The 18,995-nt window shown below is 59.5% G+C and carries 15 protein-coding genes; 6 read left to right on the top strand and 9 right to left on the bottom strand.

Going from position 1 to position 18,995, the window contains the following annotated elements; translation table 11 throughout:
• Positions 1 to 115: 115 nt before the first annotated feature.
• Positions 116 to 502, bottom strand: coding sequence for a TIGR03067 domain-containing protein (locus APH41_RS24095; RefSeq protein ID WP_054921930.1), 387 nt, complete (start codon positions 500 to 502; stop codon positions 116 to 118).
• Positions 503 to 842: 340 nt separating this feature from the next.
• Here APH41_RS24095 and APH41_RS24090 point away from each other — a divergent pair, with 340 nt between their 5' ends.
• Together APH41_RS24090 and lpxO are read left to right on the top strand one after the other, a co-directional pair.
• Positions 843 to 2,168 carry a Wzz/FepE/Etk N-terminal domain-containing protein gene (locus APH41_RS24090; RefSeq protein ID WP_054895931.1) on the top strand — a complete coding sequence of 442 codons (1,326 nt, stop codon included), beginning with the start codon at positions 843 to 845 and terminating at the stop codon, positions 2,166 to 2,168.
• 264 nt (positions 2,169 to 2,432) lie between these two features.
• The gene (lpxO, locus tag APH41_RS24085; protein ID WP_014718362.1) at positions 2,433 to 3,332 is read left to right on the top strand and encodes a lipid A hydroxylase LpxO; all 900 of its coding nucleotides are present in this window, start codon (positions 2,433 to 2,435) and stop codon (positions 3,330 to 3,332) included.
• 18 nt (positions 3,333 to 3,350) lie between these two features.
• Here the strand turns inward: lpxO and ligD are convergent, their stop codons facing one another.
• A complete protein-coding gene (ligD, locus tag APH41_RS24080) occupies positions 3,351 to 5,858 on the bottom strand; it encodes a DNA ligase D (RefSeq protein WP_054921927.1) in 2,508 nt (835 codons plus the stop codon).
• A 24-nt stretch (positions 5,859 to 5,882) separates the two neighbouring features.
• Entirely contained in the window at positions 5,883 to 6,722 is an 840-nt protein-coding gene (locus APH41_RS24075) for a Ku protein (protein ID WP_034127353.1), read from the bottom strand.
• A gap of 185 nt (positions 6,723 to 6,907) precedes the next feature.
• On the opposite strand from APH41_RS24075, the gene APH41_RS24070 reads away from it, so the two are divergent.
• Together APH41_RS24070 and APH41_RS24065 are read left to right on the top strand one after the other, a co-directional pair.
• A complete protein-coding gene (locus tag APH41_RS24070; protein WP_054921925.1) occupies positions 6,908 to 7,216 on the top strand; it encodes a hypothetical protein in 309 nt (102 codons plus the stop codon).
• A 12-nt stretch (positions 7,217 to 7,228) separates the two neighbouring features.
• Positions 7,229 to 8,386, top strand: coding sequence for a PQQ-dependent sugar dehydrogenase (locus APH41_RS24065; protein WP_054921922.1), 1,158 nt, complete (start codon positions 7,229 to 7,231; stop codon positions 8,384 to 8,386).
• Positions 8,387 to 8,557: 171 nt separating this feature from the next.
• On the opposite strand, the gene APH41_RS24060 is transcribed toward APH41_RS24065, so the two are convergent.
• Complete coding sequence (locus tag APH41_RS24060) at positions 8,558 to 9,037, bottom strand: nuclear transport factor 2 family protein (RefSeq protein ID WP_054895928.1); 480 nt, start codon at positions 9,035 to 9,037, stop codon at positions 8,558 to 8,560.
• A 54-nt stretch (positions 9,038 to 9,091) separates the two neighbouring features.
• Entirely contained in the window at positions 9,092 to 9,655 is a 564-nt protein-coding gene (locus tag APH41_RS24055) for a TetR/AcrR family transcriptional regulator (protein WP_054921956.1), read from the bottom strand.
• A gap of 124 nt (positions 9,656 to 9,779) precedes the next feature.
• Here APH41_RS24055 and pssA point away from each other — a divergent pair, with 124 nt between their 5' ends.
• Together pssA and APH41_RS24045 are read left to right on the top strand one after the other, a co-directional pair.
• A complete protein-coding gene (gene pssA / locus APH41_RS24050) occupies positions 9,780 to 11,123 on the top strand; it encodes a CDP-diacylglycerol--serine O-phosphatidyltransferase (RefSeq protein ID WP_054895926.1) in 1,344 nt (447 codons plus the stop codon).
• Positions 11,124 to 11,243: 120 nt separating this feature from the next.
• Entirely contained in the window at positions 11,244 to 14,675 is a 3,432-nt protein-coding gene (locus tag APH41_RS24045) for a hypothetical protein (RefSeq protein ID WP_156359086.1), read from the top strand.
• 56 nt (positions 14,676 to 14,731) lie between these two features.
• On the opposite strand, the gene efeO (APH41_RS24040) is transcribed toward APH41_RS24045, so the two are convergent.
• The 4 genes from efeO (APH41_RS24040) to efeU are packed head-to-tail and all read right to left on the bottom strand — an operon-like array spanning position 14,732 to position 18,950.
• On the bottom strand, positions 14,732 to 15,547 hold the full coding sequence (gene efeO, locus APH41_RS24040) for an iron uptake system protein EfeO (RefSeq protein ID WP_034127360.1): 816 nt from the start codon (positions 15,545 to 15,547) through the stop codon (positions 14,732 to 14,734).
• A 25-nt stretch (positions 15,548 to 15,572) separates the two neighbouring features.
• Positions 15,573 to 16,877, bottom strand: coding sequence for an iron uptake transporter deferrochelatase/peroxidase subunit (gene efeB, locus APH41_RS24035; protein ID WP_054921953.1), 1,305 nt, complete (start codon positions 16,875 to 16,877; stop codon positions 15,573 to 15,575).
• Between the two features lie 14 nt (positions 16,878 to 16,891).
• Positions 16,892 to 18,094, bottom strand: a complete 1,203-nt coding sequence (efeO, locus tag APH41_RS24030) for an iron uptake system protein EfeO (protein WP_054895924.1) — start codon at positions 18,092 to 18,094, stop codon at positions 16,892 to 16,894.
• A gap of 10 nt (positions 18,095 to 18,104) precedes the next feature.
• The gene (gene efeU, locus APH41_RS24025; RefSeq protein ID WP_034127362.1) at positions 18,105 to 18,950 is read right to left on the bottom strand and encodes an iron uptake transporter permease EfeU; all 846 of its coding nucleotides are present in this window, start codon (positions 18,948 to 18,950) and stop codon (positions 18,105 to 18,107) included.
• Between the last annotated feature and the right edge of the window lie 45 nt (positions 18,951 to 18,995).

Genomic DNA, 18,995 nt, shown 5'->3' with positions numbered 1-18,995 from the left:
CTGACGCCCCGCGTTCAAACCTGTGGGAGCTGGCTTGCCTGCGATAGCGGTGTATCAGTGACAGATTAGTTGACTGACCCACCGCTATCGCAGGCAAGCCAGCTCCCACATTTGATCAAGAGCGCCGCACGAAGGTGCGCATGGTTTGCCCCGGACCAGTGCTGAATACAGTGGGCCTGGGCATGCCCTCATCCGCTGCGATAAACACGAAATCATCGCCGTCGAGCCGGTAACTGGCGGGGAGTTGCTTGCCTGCATCTTCGCCGATGGCGTCCGTCCAGGTGATGCTTTTGGGCGTGGTACTGGCGTCCAGTACGAACCGCCCCGCCAATAATATTTCGCCACTGACCGTGGTCACTTCGAAGCGATCCCCCGCAATTGTCGTCATTGCTCCCGGTGCGCTGTGAGCATCCACGGGGTTGAGCACGCCACTGTCTTCAAGGGCTGTTTGTTCCCATTTGCCTTGCAGTGCGTGAAAGTCCGAGGCTGAAAGCGGTGACATGCAAACTCCTTATTGCTGTTCAAAAAAATGTTCAATTGTATTGAGACTGCCACTGTCCCCCATGAAGGCGAAATTTTTTTCTTTATAAGACAGGTATTTGACAGCTTTTTCATGTTGGATTGACTACGCTTGCAGCCAGATCAGTCTGACATGGCTGTGTGATTTGGCTTACTCACCGAAATGAAACCGAAATAATCCCTAAGTTTGTGGGATATTTCAGGGGACTGAGTGGTCACATCGCCACTGGTCTGCCGTATCCAGGGCGTTGTCCCTGATTTTTGAAGTCATTCAGACTTCTGAGAATGATGGCCTTTTAGTATTATTTTAAGGTGTTCTTATTTTGAATCGTACTTCCCCGCTTCCGCCTTCCGCAGCGTCTGATGAAATTGATTTATTTGAATTGTTTCACGCCATCTGGCGACAAAAAAAGCTGGTGGTCGGGTGTACGCTTCTGGCCGGGGTATTAGGCGCAGGTTATGCCTTCCTGGCACCCAAGACCTATGAGGTCAGCAGTGTGTTACGGCCTGCGGCTATCAACGAGTTGGACGCCTTGAACCGTTCGGAAGTGTATAAGTTGCCGCCTGCCGATGCGCTGCTCAAGGTGGGCGCGCAGTTGGATTCCTATGATGCGCGCCTGGGGTTCTTCAAGGATCATGAGGAGTTGTTCAAGGCGTTCAAGAAACCGGGGCAAACCCTTGAGCAGAGCTTTGAGGCGTTCAACCGCAATTCCGTCAATCTGATTCTGCCCGACCCCAAGAAATCCGATTCGTTGAGCAGTTATATCCGTCTGGAGTTGCAATACCCGACCGACGTCGATGGTGTTGCGATCCTCAACGGTTTTGTGGACTACGCCATCGCCGCCGAGCGTCAGCAGGTGGGTGCCGACCTGAAGGTTATCGTCAATAACCGCTTGAGCGAGCTCAAGGGCAAGATCGACGCTGCCCGCGCCAATTACGATACCGATAAAGAATCGAAAATCGCCAAGCTGCTGGAAGCTGACCGGCTCAAGCGTGCCCAACTGCAGGATGAACTTAGCGCCCTGCGCCTGCAGATGAAGATGGAACGCACCAACCGCCTCGCCGAGTTGGCCGAAGCTATCAGCATTGCCAAGTCCATGGGCATTCGTACACCAACAACGCCGTCCTCTATGGCCGACTCCACCCGCACGGGTTCGAGCCAGGTCATGCGGACCGAGGTGAACAACCAGAAGATCCCGCTGTATTTCATGGGGACCGAGGCGCTGGAAGCCGAACGCGCTGCATTGCAGCAGCGTACCAGCGACGATTTCACCAACCCGCGTATTGCCGAGATCGGCAAAGACTTGCAACTGTTGGAAAGCAACCGCGAGGTTGAGGTACTGCGCAAGCGTGGCAATGAAGACATCTTCTTGCAGGACGTCGAGCCGCTTCGCGCTGAAGTCGCCAGGTTGCGTGGTTTGAATATCGATATGAGCAACCTCAAGCTGGTGACCATTGACCGTCGAGCCCAGGAGCCTCTGTCGCCGATCAAGCCGAAAAAGCCGCTGGTTATCGCGTTGAGCCTTGTCGGAGGTCTGCTGCTGGGCCTGATGATTGCGCTGATCCGCTACTTCGTTCGCAGCCGCACTCAGGCCGTGCCCTATACGGCATTAGGGGATCGCCGCGAGGGTAAAGATTCGCCGCTTTAACCCTTCAAACGCCCTCAAACAGGCAGGCTCAAGGGCCTGCCTGCTCCTACCTCCAGCACACTCAATAGACAGCTTTTCACAATTCTTAGTTAACCTTTGGTTACAAAGTGTGGCTAAATAACTGCCAATGGTGGCACGCAGGCGGTTATCCCGCCGGCCGTGTCACCTGTATGTGAATTGTGATTTCAGGTGCTGCTTATCCATCCTCGGCCGTTGTGGGCCCGCAGGAGCAGCCTGTTCTCTCCCTGACGTGTGACGAATCCCTTGAAACTCATCATTGTTGCTCTCTACGTTGCTTCCATTGCGTATGTACACCTGCGTGGTCGGGTGCGACACAAGCTGGGTCGCCAGCTTAGTGATCACTCGACGTTCCTGGCGCCGATCAACTGTTTCCTGTACCTGTTCTCCAAGCAGCCCAGCCGTCCCTACCTTTCGCCCAGCGACTTTCCAGACCTGAGCCCATTGCAGGAGCACTGGGAAGAGATCCGCGAAGAAGGCCAGAATCTGATGCGGGCGGGTGAGATCAAACGCTCGGAGCAATACAACGACGTAGGGTTCAACTCGTTTTTCAAGACCGGCTGGAAGCGTTTCTACCTCAAGTGGTACGGCGACAGTCACCCCTCGGCGATGAAGCTGTGCCCACGCACCACCGAGCTGGTGCAGAGCATCGGCTCGATCAAGGCCGCGATGTTCGCTGAACTGCCACCGGGCTCCAAGCTGGTGCGTCACCGCGACCCGTATGCGGGCTCGTACCGCTATCACCTGGGGCTGGATACGCCTAACGATCCAGGCTGCTACATCAACGTGGACGGCGAAAGCTATTACTGGCGCGACGGCGAGCCGGTGATGTTCGACGAGACCTACATTCACTACGCGGAAAACACCACCCAACAGAACCGCATCATACTGTTCTGTGATATCGAACGGCCGATGAAGTACCGCTGGGCGGCTGCGTTCAATCGCTGGTTCAGCCGCAATGTGATGGCGGCCGCAGGTTCGCCCAACGATGAGGGTGACAAGACCGGCGGCCTCAACCGTGCCTTCACCCGGCTGTACAAGATTCGCCTGCGTGGCAAGGAGCTCAAAAAGCGCAACCGCACGCGCTATTACCTGGAAAAGTGGGCGATCTTTGCCGGTCTGGCGCTGATTTTCATTCTTATCTGACCTGGCTCAGGGCGCGGATCACCCAGGGGGTTGCGCGCCCAACTTGTCCCACATTTTTTTGCTGATCTTCTGCCGATTGGCATACCCCGCCCACGGGTCGTCCTTCAAGGCCTGCAACCGTTGGTGCAGGTTCGCCACTGTCCACTGTTGGGCGCCGCGCAATCCTTTCAACTCCTCTCGACTCACCGGCACCGATACTGGCAAGCCCGGGCGTGCCCGCACTGAATACGCCGCCACGGTACTGGCGCCGCGGGCGTTACGCAGGTAATCGATAAAGATCTTGCCCACGCGGTTCTTGGGGCCACTGGTGGCGGTAAAGCGTTCGGGCAGTTGGCGGGTCATGAATTGGGCAATGGCTTTGGCGAATGCCTTGACGGTGTCCCAGTTATCGCGCCGGGCCAATGGCACGATCAAGTGCAGGCCCTTGCCGCCGCTGGTTTTGACGAAAGCCTGCAAGCCCAGCTCATCAAGTACCGACAGAGTCAGTTGGGCCGCTTCCAGGATGGCTTTCCAGGGCAAGGCCGGGTCCGGATCGAGATCGAGCACGAACAGGTCGGGCGTTTCAATCTTGTCTGCGGTAGCGCCCCAGGTGTGAAACTCGACCGTACCCATTTGCACCGCGCCGACCAGGGCTTCCACGCTGTCTATTTCCATCAGGCGCGCATGGCCTGGATCCAGCGCCGGGTCCAATTGCTTGATGTGGGGGATTGCCATGCGCTCTGAGTGTTTCTGGAAGAACTGCTCACCTTCGATTCCTTCCGGCGCGCGCAGCAGGGACACGGCACGTGCGCGCAGAAAGGGCAGGATCCATTCGCTGATATCGGTGTAGAACTGTGCCAATTGCTGTTTTTGCGTGCCGCTGTGCTTGTCGATAATGCGCTCGGGGTGAGTGATTTTCACGTTCTTCACCGTTGCCTGCGCTTTACCGGCTTTCGATGCCTGCGGTGCCTTGACCGACTTGGCCGCGCGCGGCTGTTCATGAATGATCTGCGAGGCTGGCTTGTCGGTGCGCAGGCTCACAAACGCAGCCTGGCGCACCACGCCTTCACGGGTCCATTCGGCAAATTGCACTTCGCCTACCAGACTCGGCTCAACCCAATGCACGCCGCGGGCCTGGGCACTGGTCAATGGCTTTTGCAGTGGCGAGTCCTTGCGCTCGAGCGGCGTAAGCTTGGCATAGATGGTTTTCAGCGCCGCCTGATCAAAGCCCGTGCCCACGCGCCCGGCATATACCAGGCCGGTGTCATCGTTGACCGCCAACAGCAGCGCCCCAAAGCCGCTGCGCGAACCTTGGGGGCGGGTGTAGCCGACAATCACGAACTCCTGGCGCAGGCGGCATTTGAGCTTGATCCAGTCGGCACTGCGCCGCGACACGTAGGGGCTGCCGGCGCGCTTGCCGATCACGCCTTCGAGCGACAGGTCACAGGCGCTCTCGAAAATATCGCGCTGGCTGGCGGCAAAGGCTTCGGAGAAGCGCAGCAGTTTGCTTCGGCTGGCGGACAGTGCGGATTTAAGCGCAGCCCGACGCTCTTCGACCGGGTCTTCGCGCTGGTCGCGGCCATTCAAAAAGGGTGCATCGAACAGGTAATAGACGATGTCCAGGCTGCGGCCGATATCGAATGCGTTTTGCAGCGCCTGGAAATCCGGCAGCCCGTCGCCATTGAGGCTGACCACTTCGCCATCCAGCCAACTGTCTTTGAGCTTGAGCGCTTGCAAGGCTTTGCACTGACGCGGCAGGCGCTCGGTCCAGTCGTGGCCGTTGCGGGTGAACAGGCGCACTTCACCGTCGCGAATGCGCGCCATGATGCGGTAGCCGTCGAACTTGATTTCGTAACGCCAATCACCTTCGGGGGCGCGGTCGACCAAGGTTGCCAGTTGGGGGGCAAACTCGTCAGGCAGGGCAGCGTTGCGCTTGGGCGCTTTGGCTTTTGGCGCGGTCTTGGCCTTGGCTTTTGGCTTGCCCACGACCGCATCGCTGAGCACGCTGGCGGGCTCGGCCTCGACAATATCGAACTCAGAGGCCGGGCGCGCCTGCTGATCGTTTTCCTTGATCAACAGCCACTGCTCCTTGTCACCGCTGCCCTTTAGGCGGGTACGCACCAGCGCCCAGTCACCGGAGAGTTTTTCACCCACCAGGGTGAATTTGAGTTTACCCGCCGCGTAGGCTTTGCGCGGGTCATCGTGGGGTTGCCAGATGCCTCGGTCCCACACGATTACATCCCCCGCACCGTATTGGCCGGTGGGGATACTGCCCTCGAAACTGCCATAGCTCAGTGGGTGGTCTTCAACATGCACCGCCAGGCGTTTCTGGCTCGGGTCCAGGCTTGGGCCCTTGGGCACCGCCCAGCTCAACAGCACGCCATCCAGTTCCAGGCGAAAGTCGTAATGCAGGTTGCGCGCATCATGCTTTTGAATCACAAAGCTCAGGGCCGAAGCGTTACGTTTGCTGGCGGGTGAGCTGCCTGCGGGTTCGGCGGTGATCTTGAAATCGCGCTTGCGGTTGTACTCGCTCAGGGGCTTTGCCATGTCGTTCTCCCGTCAATGGCAGGCTCAAGAGGCCTTGTTATTGGACTTTTTCGCGGCGCTCTTTTTCGCCGCAGGTTTACCCGCCAGGCTGCGTTTGAGCAGTTCCGTCAGGTCGATGACATCCGCGGATTTTCGCTCTTCGCCGCCTTCGGCCGTTTCCACATCTTCGATCTTGCCGGCCTTGGCCTTCTTCGCCACCAGCGCCCTGATCTTGTCCTGGAAGCTGTCACGGTATTCATCGGGCTGCCAATCGGCGCTCATGTCTTCCACCAGGCGCTTGGCCATGTCCAATTCACCTTTGGCCAGGGTCGGCTTTGTCACATCGCTGCCCAACTCCAACTCATCCAGGCTGCGCACTTCGGCGGGCCAGCGCAGCATGACCAGCACCAGGGCCGATTCCAGCGGCATCAACGCAGCCAGATGCTGCTTGGTGTGCAGCACCACATTGGCCAGGGCGACCTTGCCGGTTTTTTTCAGCGCTTCGCGCAGCAGTGCATAGACCTTGCCGCCGCGTTTATCCGGGGCGAGAAAGTAAGGCGTGTCGATGTTTTGCAGGGGGATCTGGTCGCTGGCGACGAAGGCGATGATTTCGATGGTCTGGGTGGACTTGGGGTGGGCCGAGCGAATTTCGTCTTCGCTGAGCACCACATAGCGTCCTTTTTCAAAGGCCACGCCCTTGACGATATTGTCCTTGGTGACTTCCTTGCCGGTGGTTTTGTTGATGCGCTTATAGCCCACCGGGTCCATGCTGCGCTTGTCCAGCCAGTCGAAGTCGACGCCTTGTGAAGAGGTCGCCGAGACCAGCGATACCGGGATGTGAACCAAGCCGAAACTGATGGCGCCTTTCCAGATTGCCCGTGGCATAGGTGTTATTCCTCAACGAAGAGCCTGTGTGCTGGTGACTCGCAGAGCACGGCAAAAGTTTCGGCGGATAGATGCTCGGACAGATCGTGTTACACCTGATGAGAAACTATTTAGTGTCACAACGCGAACCCACGGCGTAGCGTGTTATCGAAAGCACGTAGTACTTGGCATAGAGAGGTTTGGCCATGAACCGTTGTGTACGTCATCTTTCAGCATTGGCGCTGGGCCTGGCCCTTGCGCCATTGGCCCAGGCGCAAAATCTGCCAGGGCGTAGCGACTACGGCCCTATTCACCGGGCCAACCCCAATAGCATGCAGGGCACCCAGCCCAATGCACCGGCGGTTCGCAGTATCCAGCCTGTCCCGGCAAACCCGCGGCCGACGCTGGAAAACGGCGGCATCGGCAACCGTTACCCCAAGCAGGAGGCGGCCCCCAGCCGACCAGCCACCGTACCCAAAGCGCCCACCTATGATGCCAACGGCAATCGCCGCTAAGGATTTCGCCTTATGTTTGTAAGTAAAACCCTGCTAGCCGCCCTGTGCGCCAGCGCGTTACTGCCGTTGAGCGCGGCGTATGCCGCCGATAGCCAACAGTTCCCCAGCGAGCAAGGCAGCATCACCGCCACGCCGGTTGCCAAGGGCCTTGACCATCCGTGGGCACTGGCGTTTTTGCCCGACCAGCAAGGTTTCCTGGTGACCGAACTGCCTGGAAACCTGCGTTTTGTGAGCCCGGACGGCAAGCTGTCTGCGCCCTTGAAGGGCGTGCCGCAGGTATGGGCCAAAGGGCAGGGTGGGTTGCTGGATGTGGTGCTGTCGCCAGACTTCAAGCAAGACCGCCTGGTTTACCTGTCGTACGCCGAAGGCGGTGGCGAGGGCGGCAAGGCCGGTACAGCCGTAGGGCGCGGGCGTTTGGCGGCCGACTTGAGCGGCTTGGAAGACTTCAAGGTGATACTGCGCCAGGAGCCCAAGCTGTCTACTGGCAACCACTTCGGCTCGCGCCTGGCCTTCGACCGTGATGGCTACCTGTTCGTGACTCTCGGGGAGAACAACGACCGCCCCACGGCCCAAGACTTGGACAAGCTGCAAGGTAAAGTGGTGCGCATCTACCCGGATGGGCGCGTGCCGGACGACAACCCTTTTGTCGGTCAACCCGGCGTGCGTCCGGAAATCTGGTCCTACGGGCAGCGTAACCCTCAGGGGCTGGCCCTGAACCCCTGGAGCGGCACGATCTGGGAACATGAACACGGGCCCCGTGGCGGCGACGAAGTCAATATCATCGAGCGCGGCAAGAACTACGGTTGGCCGTTGGCAACCCATGGCATCAACTATTCCCTGCTGCCGATTCCGGAAGCCAAGGGCAAAACGGCAGAGGGCACAGTGGCGCCCCATCATGTCTGGGAGAAATCGCCGGGCATCAGTGGCATGGCGTTCTACGACGCCGACCGATTCAAGGCATGGCAGCACAACCTGTTTATCGGCGCGCTGGCCAGCCAAGAGCTGATTCGGTTGCAGTTCGAGGGGGACAAGGTGATCCACGAAGAACGCTTGTTGGGCGAATTGAAAGCGCGAATTCGCGATGTGCGGCAGGGGTCGGATGGCTTTCTGTATGTGCTGACCGATGAGGATGACGGCGTGTTGTATCGGGTTGGGCTGAATCAGGACTAGAAATGTGGGGGCTGTAGCAGACGCTGATCCAATTGATGCCCTGCGATCCAAGTGTGGGAGCTGGCTTGCCTGCGAAGGCGGTGTTTCAGGCGCTGAATCTGTTACTGCACCACCGCTTTCTTAGGCAAGCCAGCTCCCACATTGGATCTCATTCGGTCTGCAGAGTCGGGGTTATAGCCCCAGCTCTGACAGGCCTGGATGGTCATCCGGGCGCCGCCCCAGCGGCCAATGGAACTGGCGCTCGTTCTCTTTGATCGGCATATCGTTGATGCAGGCAAAGCGGTTGGCCATCAAGCCGTTCTCGTCGAACTCCCAGTTCTCATTGCCGTACGAGCGAAACCAGTTACCCGAATCATCGTGCCATTCATAGGCATAGCGCACCGCGATGCGGTTATCGGTGAAGGCCCACAATTCCTTGATCAGTCGATAATCCAGCTCCTTGGCCCATTTGCGGCTCAGGAACTGCTTGGCTTCTTCGCGGTTATGGGCAAATTCGGCGCGGTTGCGCCAGTTCGTATCCAGGGTGTAGGCCAGAGACACGCGTTGTGGGTCGCGGGAGTTCCAGCCGTCTTCCGCCAGGCGGACTTTTTCGATGGCCGAATCGCGGGTAAACGGCGGCAGGGGTGGACGGACGTCTTCTTGGGCTGACATGGGCGGCTCCTCAAAGTAATTAAGGTTGGGTCGAAAGTTGCCTGGGCTGTGAGTTCAAAGTTGCAGTAAGGTCCGCGCCATGCATTGCGCATTATCGGCAGCTGTTGAATCACCCATGACCAGGGCGACGGTAATGGCACCATCGATCAGGATCAGCAGTTGCGCGGCCTGCTGCTCCGGGTCGGGAGTGCCATGTGCTTGGCACAGTTCGAGTGCGTACTCGAACAGTTTGCGTTTATGGGCCTTGGCCAACAGGCGCACCGGGTCCTGGGCGTCGCCGGTTTCACCGCTAGTGTTAATAAAGGCGCAGCCGCGAAAGTCCGCCGAGCCGAACCAGCGCTTGAGCGCGCTGAACAGCTCCAGCAGGCGCTGGCCGCTGTCGTCGCTGTGTTCCACTTCGCTGCGCAGCCACTGCATCCAGCGCTCGTCGCGGCGTTGAAGGGCAGCAATCACCAACTCATCCTTGTTGGCGAAGTAGCGGTAGATACTCTTTCTCGACACCCCGGCGGTTTTCACCAGTAAGTCCATGCCGGTGGCAGCAATGCCGTGGCGATAGATCAATTTTTCGGTGACGTCGAGGATGATGTCGCGGGTTTCATTCTGAGTGATATCGTTCATGTTTCGCACAGTAGAACGATCGTTCTTCATGGTCAACAGGTTTTTTGAATTGCCCACTGCGAGACCTGAGCAGCCTCATGGTGTAAGCTTTGGGCCTCTTCGGATTCGACCCATTGCGAGCCCTATGCCGTCGTTCTTCAAACGCTCCCTGTTGCCCAAGCTGCGCGGTTTCCCGTTGTCCAACGAGGCCATTGAAGTGCTGCCCAGCGCCGACGCCTACCGTCGCTGCTTGTTGGAGAAAATCGCCCAGGCCACGCGGCGTATATACATCGTTGCCTTGTACTTGCAGCAGGATGAGGCGGGGCAGGAAATCTACGACGCGCTGCATGCCGCCAAGGCCGCACGGCCCGAACTGGACATCGTGGTGATGGTTGATTGGCTGCGCGCCCAGCGCGGGTTGATCGGCGCGGGCAAGCAACCGGGCAACAGCGCCTGGTACCAGGCGATGACTCAGCGCCACGCCACCGAAGTACCGGTGTACGGCGTGCCGGTGCAAACCCGCGAGCTGTTCGGCGTGTTGCACCTCAAGGGTTTCGTGATCGATGACAGCGTGCTGTACAGCGGCGCCAGCCTGAACAATGTGTACCTGCACAAGTTCGATAAATACCGCTTCGACCGTTACCATCTGATCCATAGCCAACCTTTGGCCGATTCGATGCAGCATCTGGTGGAACACGGCCTGGTGGCGTCCAAGGCCGTGCATCGCCTGGACCTGCCGAACCCGCCCACCACTCGCAGCCTGCGCAACGACATCGGCGACCTGCGCAGCCGTCTCAAGCATGCGGCCTACGACACCACGGCCGGCCAGTTTCCCAACGGTCATCTGTCGGTCAGCCCATTGCTGGGCGTCGGCAAGAACAACCCGTTGAGCCGGGTGATCCTCGAATTGATCGCCAGCGCCCAGCAGCAGCTGACTATTTGCACGCCGTATTTCAACCTCCCATTGCCGGTGACCCGTGAGATCAACCGCGCTCTGGCACGCGGTGTGAAGATCGACATCGTGGTGGGCGACAAGACCGCCAACGATTTCTACATTCCGCCCACCGATCCTTTCAAGGTGATTGCGGCGTTGCCGTACCTGTACGAGATCAGCCTGCGACGCTTTGCCAAGCGGCATCAGCCGATGATCAACAGCGGCCAGTTGAACCTGCACTTATGGCGCGACGGCGATAACACCTACCATCTAAAGGGCATGTGGGTGGATGAGCGCTACACCTTGCTCACCGGCAACAACCTCAACCCTCGGGCGTTTCGCCTCGATTTGGAAAACGGCTTGCTGATCGACGATCCACAAGGGCAGTGGCTAGCGCCGCGGCGTACCGAGTTGGCCCAGATCTTCCAGCACGTAACCCGTATCGAGGGCTACCAACAGTTGCAAACGCTGGTGGATTATCCACCCGCGGTGGGCAAGTTCCTGCGCCGGGTCAGTCGAGTGCGCATCGAGCGGTTGCTGTACCGTATTCTGTAGGACTGTTTTCACCGCCTTAGGAGTTTACCTACTCGCATAGCTTGTGTTGGTTGCTACGTTGTTTCTCGACGGTTCTTAGGGACGAGAACTCTGCCCTTGATTGGTTCAGAGGAAACAGACATGTCGAGTATCAGCCCTAGTCGCGACACCCTTGCGTTTACGCCGCCGCTACATTCTGTGAGCCCGGCGGCAAACGCCTTCCCCGACCCCGTTGTTCGCAGCAAGCGCGAAGCAGCCTCAAATCCTGCTGTAGATAGTCCCCGACGATGGACGCTGCAACCTGTGCCCTTGGCGTCGAGCGAGGGTGATCACCGCCTGCGTAACGAGCTGGCGACATCAGCCACGCGCCACGCGTGGGATTCCCTCGTCCAGATCCCCACCGACAGCACTTTCTACGCAGGCTTTGCCGCTTTGCGCAGTGCGTTCAATACTGATGAAGTCAAGGCGTGGATTATGAGCAAAGGCATGGCCCTGGATACCGTGGTGGTGAAACCGGATTCGATCACAGGGCTGGTCTTAAGCGGTCGCGTGGGAACGCGAAAGACGTTCACTCTGAACGACGATTCTGGCTGGTGGCAGGTCGGGGCCCGATTGCGCGCCGCTGCCACGGCGCTGGATAGTGCGGGTAATGGGGTGGCTTATGTGCCGGAACAGTCCGACCGGTTTTCTCGCAATGCTGTCTTGCAGTGGCATGACATCACCCCGCCAACGAATGCCGATGAGTTGGCGTTGGTGCGTGGACATCTGTTGGCGGAGGAATGGTCCGGTTGGTCAACCGAGACAAAAGGCCGGCTGCAGGGCAGCAGCCTTGCGGCAAGAAAAACCATCGACCGGCTGGACGAGCGTCAATACCTGGCAGGTTGCCTGGCTGATCTGGTTCGCAATCGACCCGACGACGAAGAGGTGTCGCTGGCCGATGCGCAGACGCCGATCGGCGCCACGTCGGTGCTTGCCACAGACGGTGCCGACAAGGCCGCCGTGCGTGATGTACTGATTTCTCACGGCTTCCTCGTACCCAAGACCGCGAAGGAAGTGCGCAATGTCATTCGCTGGTTGCAAGCTGCGGTGGCGCCTGCCCCCGCGCTGGGTAATTACGCGCAATTGCTTGCACGACCATGGGTACCGGGCATGTTGTCTGAAAATGACAAACGCTTGATAGCGCAACTCTTGAGCGACGATGCCATCGGTCGCAGCGAACCGAGTCTATTGCGCGCCTTGGATTTTCAAGGCGTACTCGATGAGCACACCCCGCAGGAGGTGCGTGCCAACGCCGACAAGATACTGGAGCGGATACTTGACCAACCGTTAGCTCTGGAATGGGGCAAGGCCGCTGCTCGCAGTCTGTATTTTCAGGGCACGTCCGGTACTTATGACTTATCAACCCTCGAAGCCAAGCAGTGGGAACTCACGGCGGTTCTGCTGCAGATCGACCCCGAGATGCCTCGGCGCCCTGGAAACGTTGCCGGTTATGACATCTATCAGCCCGCCAACAGTGGACGGACGATGGCATCGGTACGCGCTGAAATCGAGACCCAACTGGCTCAGAACACCTTGCTCGATCCAAAGACGGTACCGCTGGCCGCGCATCTGTTGTTGGCCAGTAGCGCGCCCGAGTTTCTGGTCCGGGATATCCCTTCCACGATGCGGATAGGCTCGGTGGAATGGGCCGACTTTCGCCTGGGGGTCACGTTTGCCGAGCGGCAAGGTGGGCCTGGTTGCTCGCGGCGCATGAGCTACACCGAAATTATGGGACTCAGCCGGCTGAGCACCAGTACGCCGGGCGAAGCGGCGGTATTGGATAATTATGGGATCGACGTGTTACTCGATTGGGGCTTGATGCGCGGGCTTTATGAAAAGCCAGTGGATGGCCGCTACACACAGCAGCACCATCTGCAGGCCATCACGGCTTTCAATGAGGAGTGCGAGCAACTCGTTTATGCGTTGGAGCAGTTCAACCTGCCGCTGCCTATACGAGAAGACTCGGCGATCAGGAACTTGCAGACAGTATTTCCAGGCCTGAGCGCGGAACAGTTGAAAGCCATGCGGGTATACATCGCAGACCCGGATGAACGCCGCAACATGAAGCTGTCCGAGCCGAGAACGCGTACGCTGATCGAGACGTACATGACCGGCGACCTTACAAGGGACCGGTGGATGCTGCTGGCGCCCGGGGAGCAGCCGCCACAACCAGCCCGGCGCACCTCTCCATTTGTCATACCGCGGCTGAGCGCATCCGACCAGGCAGCCGTTGATGCCAACGTGCAAGCGTTGAACGCCAGGATCGCCCATTTACCGGATGTGCAGGCCCAGTTGCCCGGTGAAGTCGATGCCTACCTGGACAAACTCAAGCAGGGTTTGAGCATCGCCACAAGACGCATGATCGCCCAACTGCCGTTGGCTGATCGCCAAGCCTTGGAGTGGGGGGAGGTGGACCTGTTTGCCTTGCGCGAGGCAACCGATAGCGTGCCTGAGATAGATGTAACACCGGAGCAGGTGGAGGAGCGCAGAGGGCGAAAGGGCACGCTGATACGCTGTAATTACAACGGGGTAATCAGCTACTTCGAGGTGTTCCCGGACAAGCTGTTGATCGTCAAGCGCGAAGACCTGCCGCGTGATTTGGCCCTCGGAGGGACCTTTCAAACGGTGCCGAAGACATATGGGCCTTGGGCGGTGTCAGAGCTCCCCGTGCGGCTGGGCGCGGTGGAACCATTTGATTTTGCCGCTTACAGCTCCAATGCCTTGCCCAGGCCCGGTGTGACCTCGCCAGGTGTCATTATTGATAAGCTGGGCGAGACCCTGCACGCTACGCCGGTCTCTGTACAGGGCGAGGCATCCAACCAGGTGCCTAACAGTTTTTCGTCGCCCCGCACCCGGTCAATTGTCGATCGGATCATGCAGGGCAATTTTATCCATCATCGTGCCAGCGTGCTGAAGGTCGCGCACGGCATGTTGCCGCTGGAACAAAAGCGCGAAATGTTGCGCCGCAACGACAGTATTTTGTTGAGCATGATCCCGTTTGTCGGGGCCGTCATTGACCTGACCAAAGGCAACATCGTTGAAGGGATGCGCGGGCTGATCATCGACACCGCCGGGGCATTCGCAGGTGGGGCATTTGGAACCTTGAAACCGCTCGTCAAGTCCACAAAAGCTGTGGCTCCCTTCGGCGTCAAGGCGTTTCGCGTACTGGAAAAGGGGGTTGAGGTGGTCAGTGGCTTCTTGAACCCACTGGATGGCGCGGCAGATTTGATGGCCGCTGGAGGGAAAGGGCTCGTCGCGCTGCCTAAAGCGTTAGGCAGGGCATCGAACCCCTCAGTGCTTTTAAAGCTTGGCGTGGTGGAAGAAAAACTGCGCACTTGCCTGGGTGTATCAAACCAGTTGCAGGCGCCGCACAATGTCCAGGAGCAGGCGGTTCAGCCTGTTGCTCATAACGGACACAATCATTCGATACCGGTGTACGCGGTACAGACCGATGGACGTTGGTACGCGACCCATCCAAAGACCGGGTTGCCGACCGGCACGCCGCTGGATGGGTTTGAAGCACTGCCCGCATGACGACCTGAAACACTTCAGGCAGCGCCCTCGCCGTGACGTACGGGGGGCGCTTTCGATCAGTTGAGTCCCAACTTCCCACGCAAAGTGGACAAATCTTCTGCCAGTGTATTGACCGGGCCCACTAAAGCCTTACGGTCGTTTTCCTTGACTTTGTCGTAGGTCTCGAAGCCGCCATCCGAGGTCTTGTATTTGGCCAGGATCTTGTCCACGGCGGCGAAGTTTTTATCGACCTTGGCCAAAAATGCCTTGTCTTGGTGGTCGATCTGGCCACGGAACAGGTCGACGATTTTCTTTGCACCGTCGATGTTGCCTTGGAAGTCGTACAGGTCGGTATGGCTGTAACGGTCTTCCTCACCGGAAATCTTGGTGGCGGCGACTTCCTCAAGCAGCGCTGCGGCGCCGCCGACGACTTTTTCCGGCGGGAAGGTCAGGCCGTCAACCCGGGTTTTCAGGTCCAACACGTCCTTGTTGAGTTTATCGGCCAGGGCGGCGAGGCCCTGGGTGGTGTTCTCGGAGAACAGGCTGTACTCGATGCGGTGGAAACCGGTGAAGTCTTCGGCCTTGACGCCTTTCTCGTGATCGTCGACGCGTGAGTCGATGGACGCGTCGAGGTCGCTGAACAGCTCGGCGATCGGCTCGATGGACTCATAGTGCACGCGAGTCGGCGCGTAGAGCTTCTTGGCGGTGGCCAGGTCGCCTTTATTGATGGCGTCAGTAAACGCCTGGGTCTGGGTGACCAGCTCAGCGATTTCTTCGGTGACGTAGATTTTGTAATCCGACACCGGGCCCACCAGGTCCAACGGCGCAGTAGCGGCGAAGCTTGCCAGTGGCGAAAGGCTGAGTAACAACAACGCGATAGACGACTTCTTCATGGGAGGCATTCCGCTGTGGGGTGTTTTAGGTCTTGGCAGGGGGGTGAGGGTGCGTTGCGGCGAGCAGCGTGCGTCCGATGAAATCCTTGGGCCCGGTGACGCCCGGCAAGGTAAAGAAATACCCGCCACCCACTGGCTTGAGGTACTCCTCCAGCGGTTCGCCGTTGAGCCGGGTTTGCACGCTGATAAAGCCTTTCTCCAGGTCAGCCTGGTAGCAGATGAACAACAAGCCCATGTCCAGTTGACCGTTTTTGTTGACGCCGTTGGAGTAGTTGAACGGCCGCCGCAGGATCAGGTTGGCCTGGGTCTGCGGGGTGCGCGGGTTGGCCAGGCGGATGTGGGCATCAAGCTTGGTCAACTTGCCTTGCGGGTCCTTGCGGTAGTCCGGGACCTGGGTTTCGTGCTGGCCGTCCATGGGCGCGCCCGTGGGTTTGATACGGCCGATGATGCTTTCCTGTTCTTGCAGCGGAGTGCGATCCCAGCGCTCGACAAAGTTACGGATGATGCGCACGGCCTGGTAACTGCCATGGGCGGCCCAGGCCGGCTCGTCGCTGGTGGGCTGTACCCAGACGATCTGGTCCATGGCCTTGTCATCGTTGGAGTTGGGGTTGGCCGAGCCATCGCGAAAACCCAGGAAGTTGCGCGCACTCTGTGCCGGTTCGCCGGGCTTGGCCGGTGCCTGGGGCGGCACGCTGCCTTCTTGCTTCCAGCGCACCAGCAGCAGGTCGGGCAGGGTTTTGACGATGTCGCGCAGCGCGTGGATATTGGTGTCTGGGGTGTTGGAGCTGAACTGCAGGCTCAGGTCGCCGTGACACTGCGCCGGTTCCAGTGCATCGTTGGGAAAGCCGACCATGCGACTCAGGCGCTTGGGCTTGGCGGCGGCAAGGCCGAAGCGTTCGTCGAACAACGACTCACCGACCGATACTGTAATGGTCAGGTTATCCGGTGTGACCACAGGGCCAAGGATGCCGGAATCGGTGGGCGGCAATTTCGGGTCGACCTGGGGCACGGTGCCGCCGGTCATCAGGAATGCGATGCGCTCGTTGAGGGTGCGGAACAGACGTTCCAGATCTTGGCGGTCGCTGGCCAGTACATCGAACGCCACGACCATGCCGCAGGCCGGGCGCGGGGTGACGATGCCGCTTTGGTGCTTGCCGAAAAACGCCTGGTGGTCCTGGGTCTTGTCACTGCGCGGTGCGGTGGTGACTTGCTCAGCCGCTGCCGCCATCGCCGGGCAGGTCAGGCTGCTGCCGGCAATCGCAGCGCCGGTGGCCGCCATGCCCAACAGGACGCGGCGACGTTGGAGGTCAAACTGTTCTGTATCACTCATGTATGCGGTCGTCTTCACTGCAGGCCGGAAAGGCCAAGGGCGGGGTCGATTCCATCGAGTGCAACGGCCAGTGCCTTGGCCTTGTCGCCGATCTGCTTGCGCTGATCGGCTGTAACCTTGTCGTAGCTGGGGTAGCGGTCATTCACCTTGAGCCCGTCGAGTTCGCTGTCGAAGGCGTTGAGCGCGCTGTCGATAGCGGGCAACAGGTCGGCGGCGGACTTGACCAGCAACGGGCGCATCAGGTCGACCACCTTGCGCGCGACCTGCTGATTGGCGGCAAAGCCGTTCAAGTCGATGTGGCTGTAGCGTTCCTCTTCACCGCTCGCCGCTCGCACGTCCGCCAGGCTGTTGAGGTTGCGGACCACGATGCTCACCAGTTGCTCCGGGGGCAGGGACTGGGCCAGTAATTGCTGCTTGAGCGTGGTGACGTCGGTAACCAGGCGTTGGGCGACCGGCGCGAGGCCATCAAGGCTGTGTTGCTGGAACAGGCTGTATTCGAGGCGGTGGAAGCCGCTGAAGGCGGGGTCCTGCTCGCGCTGTTCAAAATAATCGGCGCGGGCATTGATCGCGTTATCCAATTCGGCCAGACGCTGAGACGCCGGCGCCAGGCGCTGATACGCCTCGCGCGCCGGTACATACAGCGCCTGGGCCTGGGCCAGGTCGCCGGCGGCGATGGCCTGTTGCAGGACCGTTACGGCCTTGACCAGCGCACCGCCTTGGCTGCTCAGGTACACGCGAAACTCCGACAACGGGCCGATAAAGGCCACCATCGACGGCTTGGCCTTGGCCTGGGCGTCAGACTCTGCCGTGGGCGTGACATGCAAGGTGCCGCGAGGGTTGCTCAGCAGGCCACAGGTAATGGCGTAGTCGCCGGGCAGCAGGTTGGCGTTGATCACTTGGCTCAGGCCTGGGGCGATGTTTTCCCGCTCTTCGACCACCAGCACGCCGTCGAGGATTTCCCACTCCACCGCGCGGTCGGAGCGGTTGATGATGCGAAAGCTGGCATGTCCTGCTGGTACCGTCAGGGCGTTGGGTTCGCAGGCGTGGCCGTGGATGGTCACCGCGATTTCATTGTGGTTGGTCTGGCGCTTGCCGGCGGCCAATTGCGAGGCGTAGTAGAACAGGCCTCCGGCGGCGATCATCACCACCACCGAGCCGGCCACGCCCCAGCGCAGGGCGCGGGACGGCGGGGCCGATTGAGGGGTTGGGTTGGACAAGAGACGGTCCTTACTGGCTGGAAACTGAAGAGGTATTGGCAACGGGCTGGGTAGGGGCCGCGGGCAGGAAGAACATCACCAGGGCCACCACCAGGTAAATCAGATAGGCGCCCAGGGTGCTCACGGTCGGCGCCTCCTGGTAACCGAACATACCGGCCAGTACCGAACCGAGCGGGCTGTCCATGGGCAACGCAGCGCTGAAGTCGAATAGCACGGTCTGCCAGTGATTCCACACGCCGGCTTCATGCAGGGCTTGCACCGAATTGGCGAGAATGCCGGCCGCGACCACCAGGATGAACAGGCCGGTCCAGCGGAAAAACGCACTGAGGTTCAGGCGCATGCTGCCGGAATAAATCAGCAAACCCACAACAATGGCCAGCGCCAGGCCAAGCAGGGCGCCCACCGGAGCGCCCGGACCTTCGCTTTGCTGGAACACGGCCAACAGGAAGAACACCGTCTCCAGCCCTTCGCGGGCCACGGCGAAGAACACCATGGCGATCAAGGCGAACACCTGATGCCTGGAGCCGGCCAGCGCATGATCGAGGGATTCATGCAGCGAGTGTTTAATCGAGCGCGCCACTTTGCGCATCCAGAACACCATGGAACTGAGGATGCCCACGGCCACCAGACCGACGACACCTTCAAACAATTCCTGCTGCTTTTGCGGGAATTCCGCACTGACCAACTCCAGGCCGCCGCCCACCAGCAGCGCCAGCGCTGCCGCCAGGAACACGCCGATCCACACTGCAGGCATCCACTGGCCACGCCCGGTCTGTTGCAGGTAACTGGCGATAATGCCAACGATTAATGCCGCTTCAATGCCTTCGCGCAGCATGATTAAAAAAGGAACGAGCATCGGGCACCCGGGCACAACTAGTTAGGGAGCTAAGTTGTAACATAA

The organism is Pseudomonas sp. NBRC 111138, from assembly GCF_001320835.1.
In the GTDB taxonomy this organism is placed as follows: Bacteria; Pseudomonadota; Gammaproteobacteria; order Pseudomonadales; family Pseudomonadaceae; genus Aquipseudomonas; species Aquipseudomonas paracarnis.
Note: the sequence above shows the minus strand (reverse complement) of the source record. Positions and strands in the feature narration are given on the sequence as shown.

Bases quoted from the DNA above. Each gene is read 5' to 3' on its own strand.
- APH41_RS24095 (WP_054921930.1), bottom strand. From the start codon at position 502: ATGTCACCGCTTTCAGCCTCGGACTTTCACGCACTGCAAGGCAAATGG.
- ligD (WP_054921927.1), bottom strand. From the start codon at position 5,858: ATGGCAAAGCCCCTGAGCGAGTACAACCGCAAGCGCGATTTCAAGATC.
- APH41_RS24075 (WP_034127353.1), bottom strand. From the start codon at position 6,722: ATGCCACGGGCAATCTGGAAAGGCGCCATCAGTTTCGGCTTGGTTCAC.
- APH41_RS24070 (WP_054921925.1), top strand. From the start codon at position 6,908: ATGAACCGTTGTGTACGTCATCTTTCAGCATTGGCGCTGGGCCTGGCC.
- APH41_RS24065 (WP_054921922.1), top strand. From the start codon at position 7,229: ATGTTTGTAAGTAAAACCCTGCTAGCCGCCCTGTGCGCCAGCGCGTTA.
- APH41_RS24060 (WP_054895928.1), bottom strand. From the start codon at position 9,037: ATGTCAGCCCAAGAAGACGTCCGTCCACCCCTGCCGCCGTTTACCCGC.
- APH41_RS24055 (WP_054921956.1), bottom strand. From the start codon at position 9,655: ATGAACGATATCACTCAGAATGAAACCCGCGACATCATCCTCGACGTC.
- pssA (WP_054895926.1), top strand. From the start codon at position 9,780: ATGCCGTCGTTCTTCAAACGCTCCCTGTTGCCCAAGCTGCGCGGTTTC.
- APH41_RS24045 (WP_156359086.1), top strand. From the start codon at position 11,244: ATGTCGAGTATCAGCCCTAGTCGCGACACCCTTGCGTTTACGCCGCCG.
- efeO (WP_034127360.1), bottom strand. From the start codon at position 15,547: ATGAAGAAGTCGTCTATCGCGTTGTTGTTACTCAGCCTTTCGCCACTG.
- efeB (WP_054921953.1), bottom strand. From the start codon at position 16,877: ATGAGTGATACAGAACAGTTTGACCTCCAACGTCGCCGCGTCCTGTTG.
- efeU (WP_034127362.1), bottom strand. From the start codon at position 18,950: ATGCTCGTTCCTTTTTTAATCATGCTGCGCGAAGGCATTGAAGCGGCA.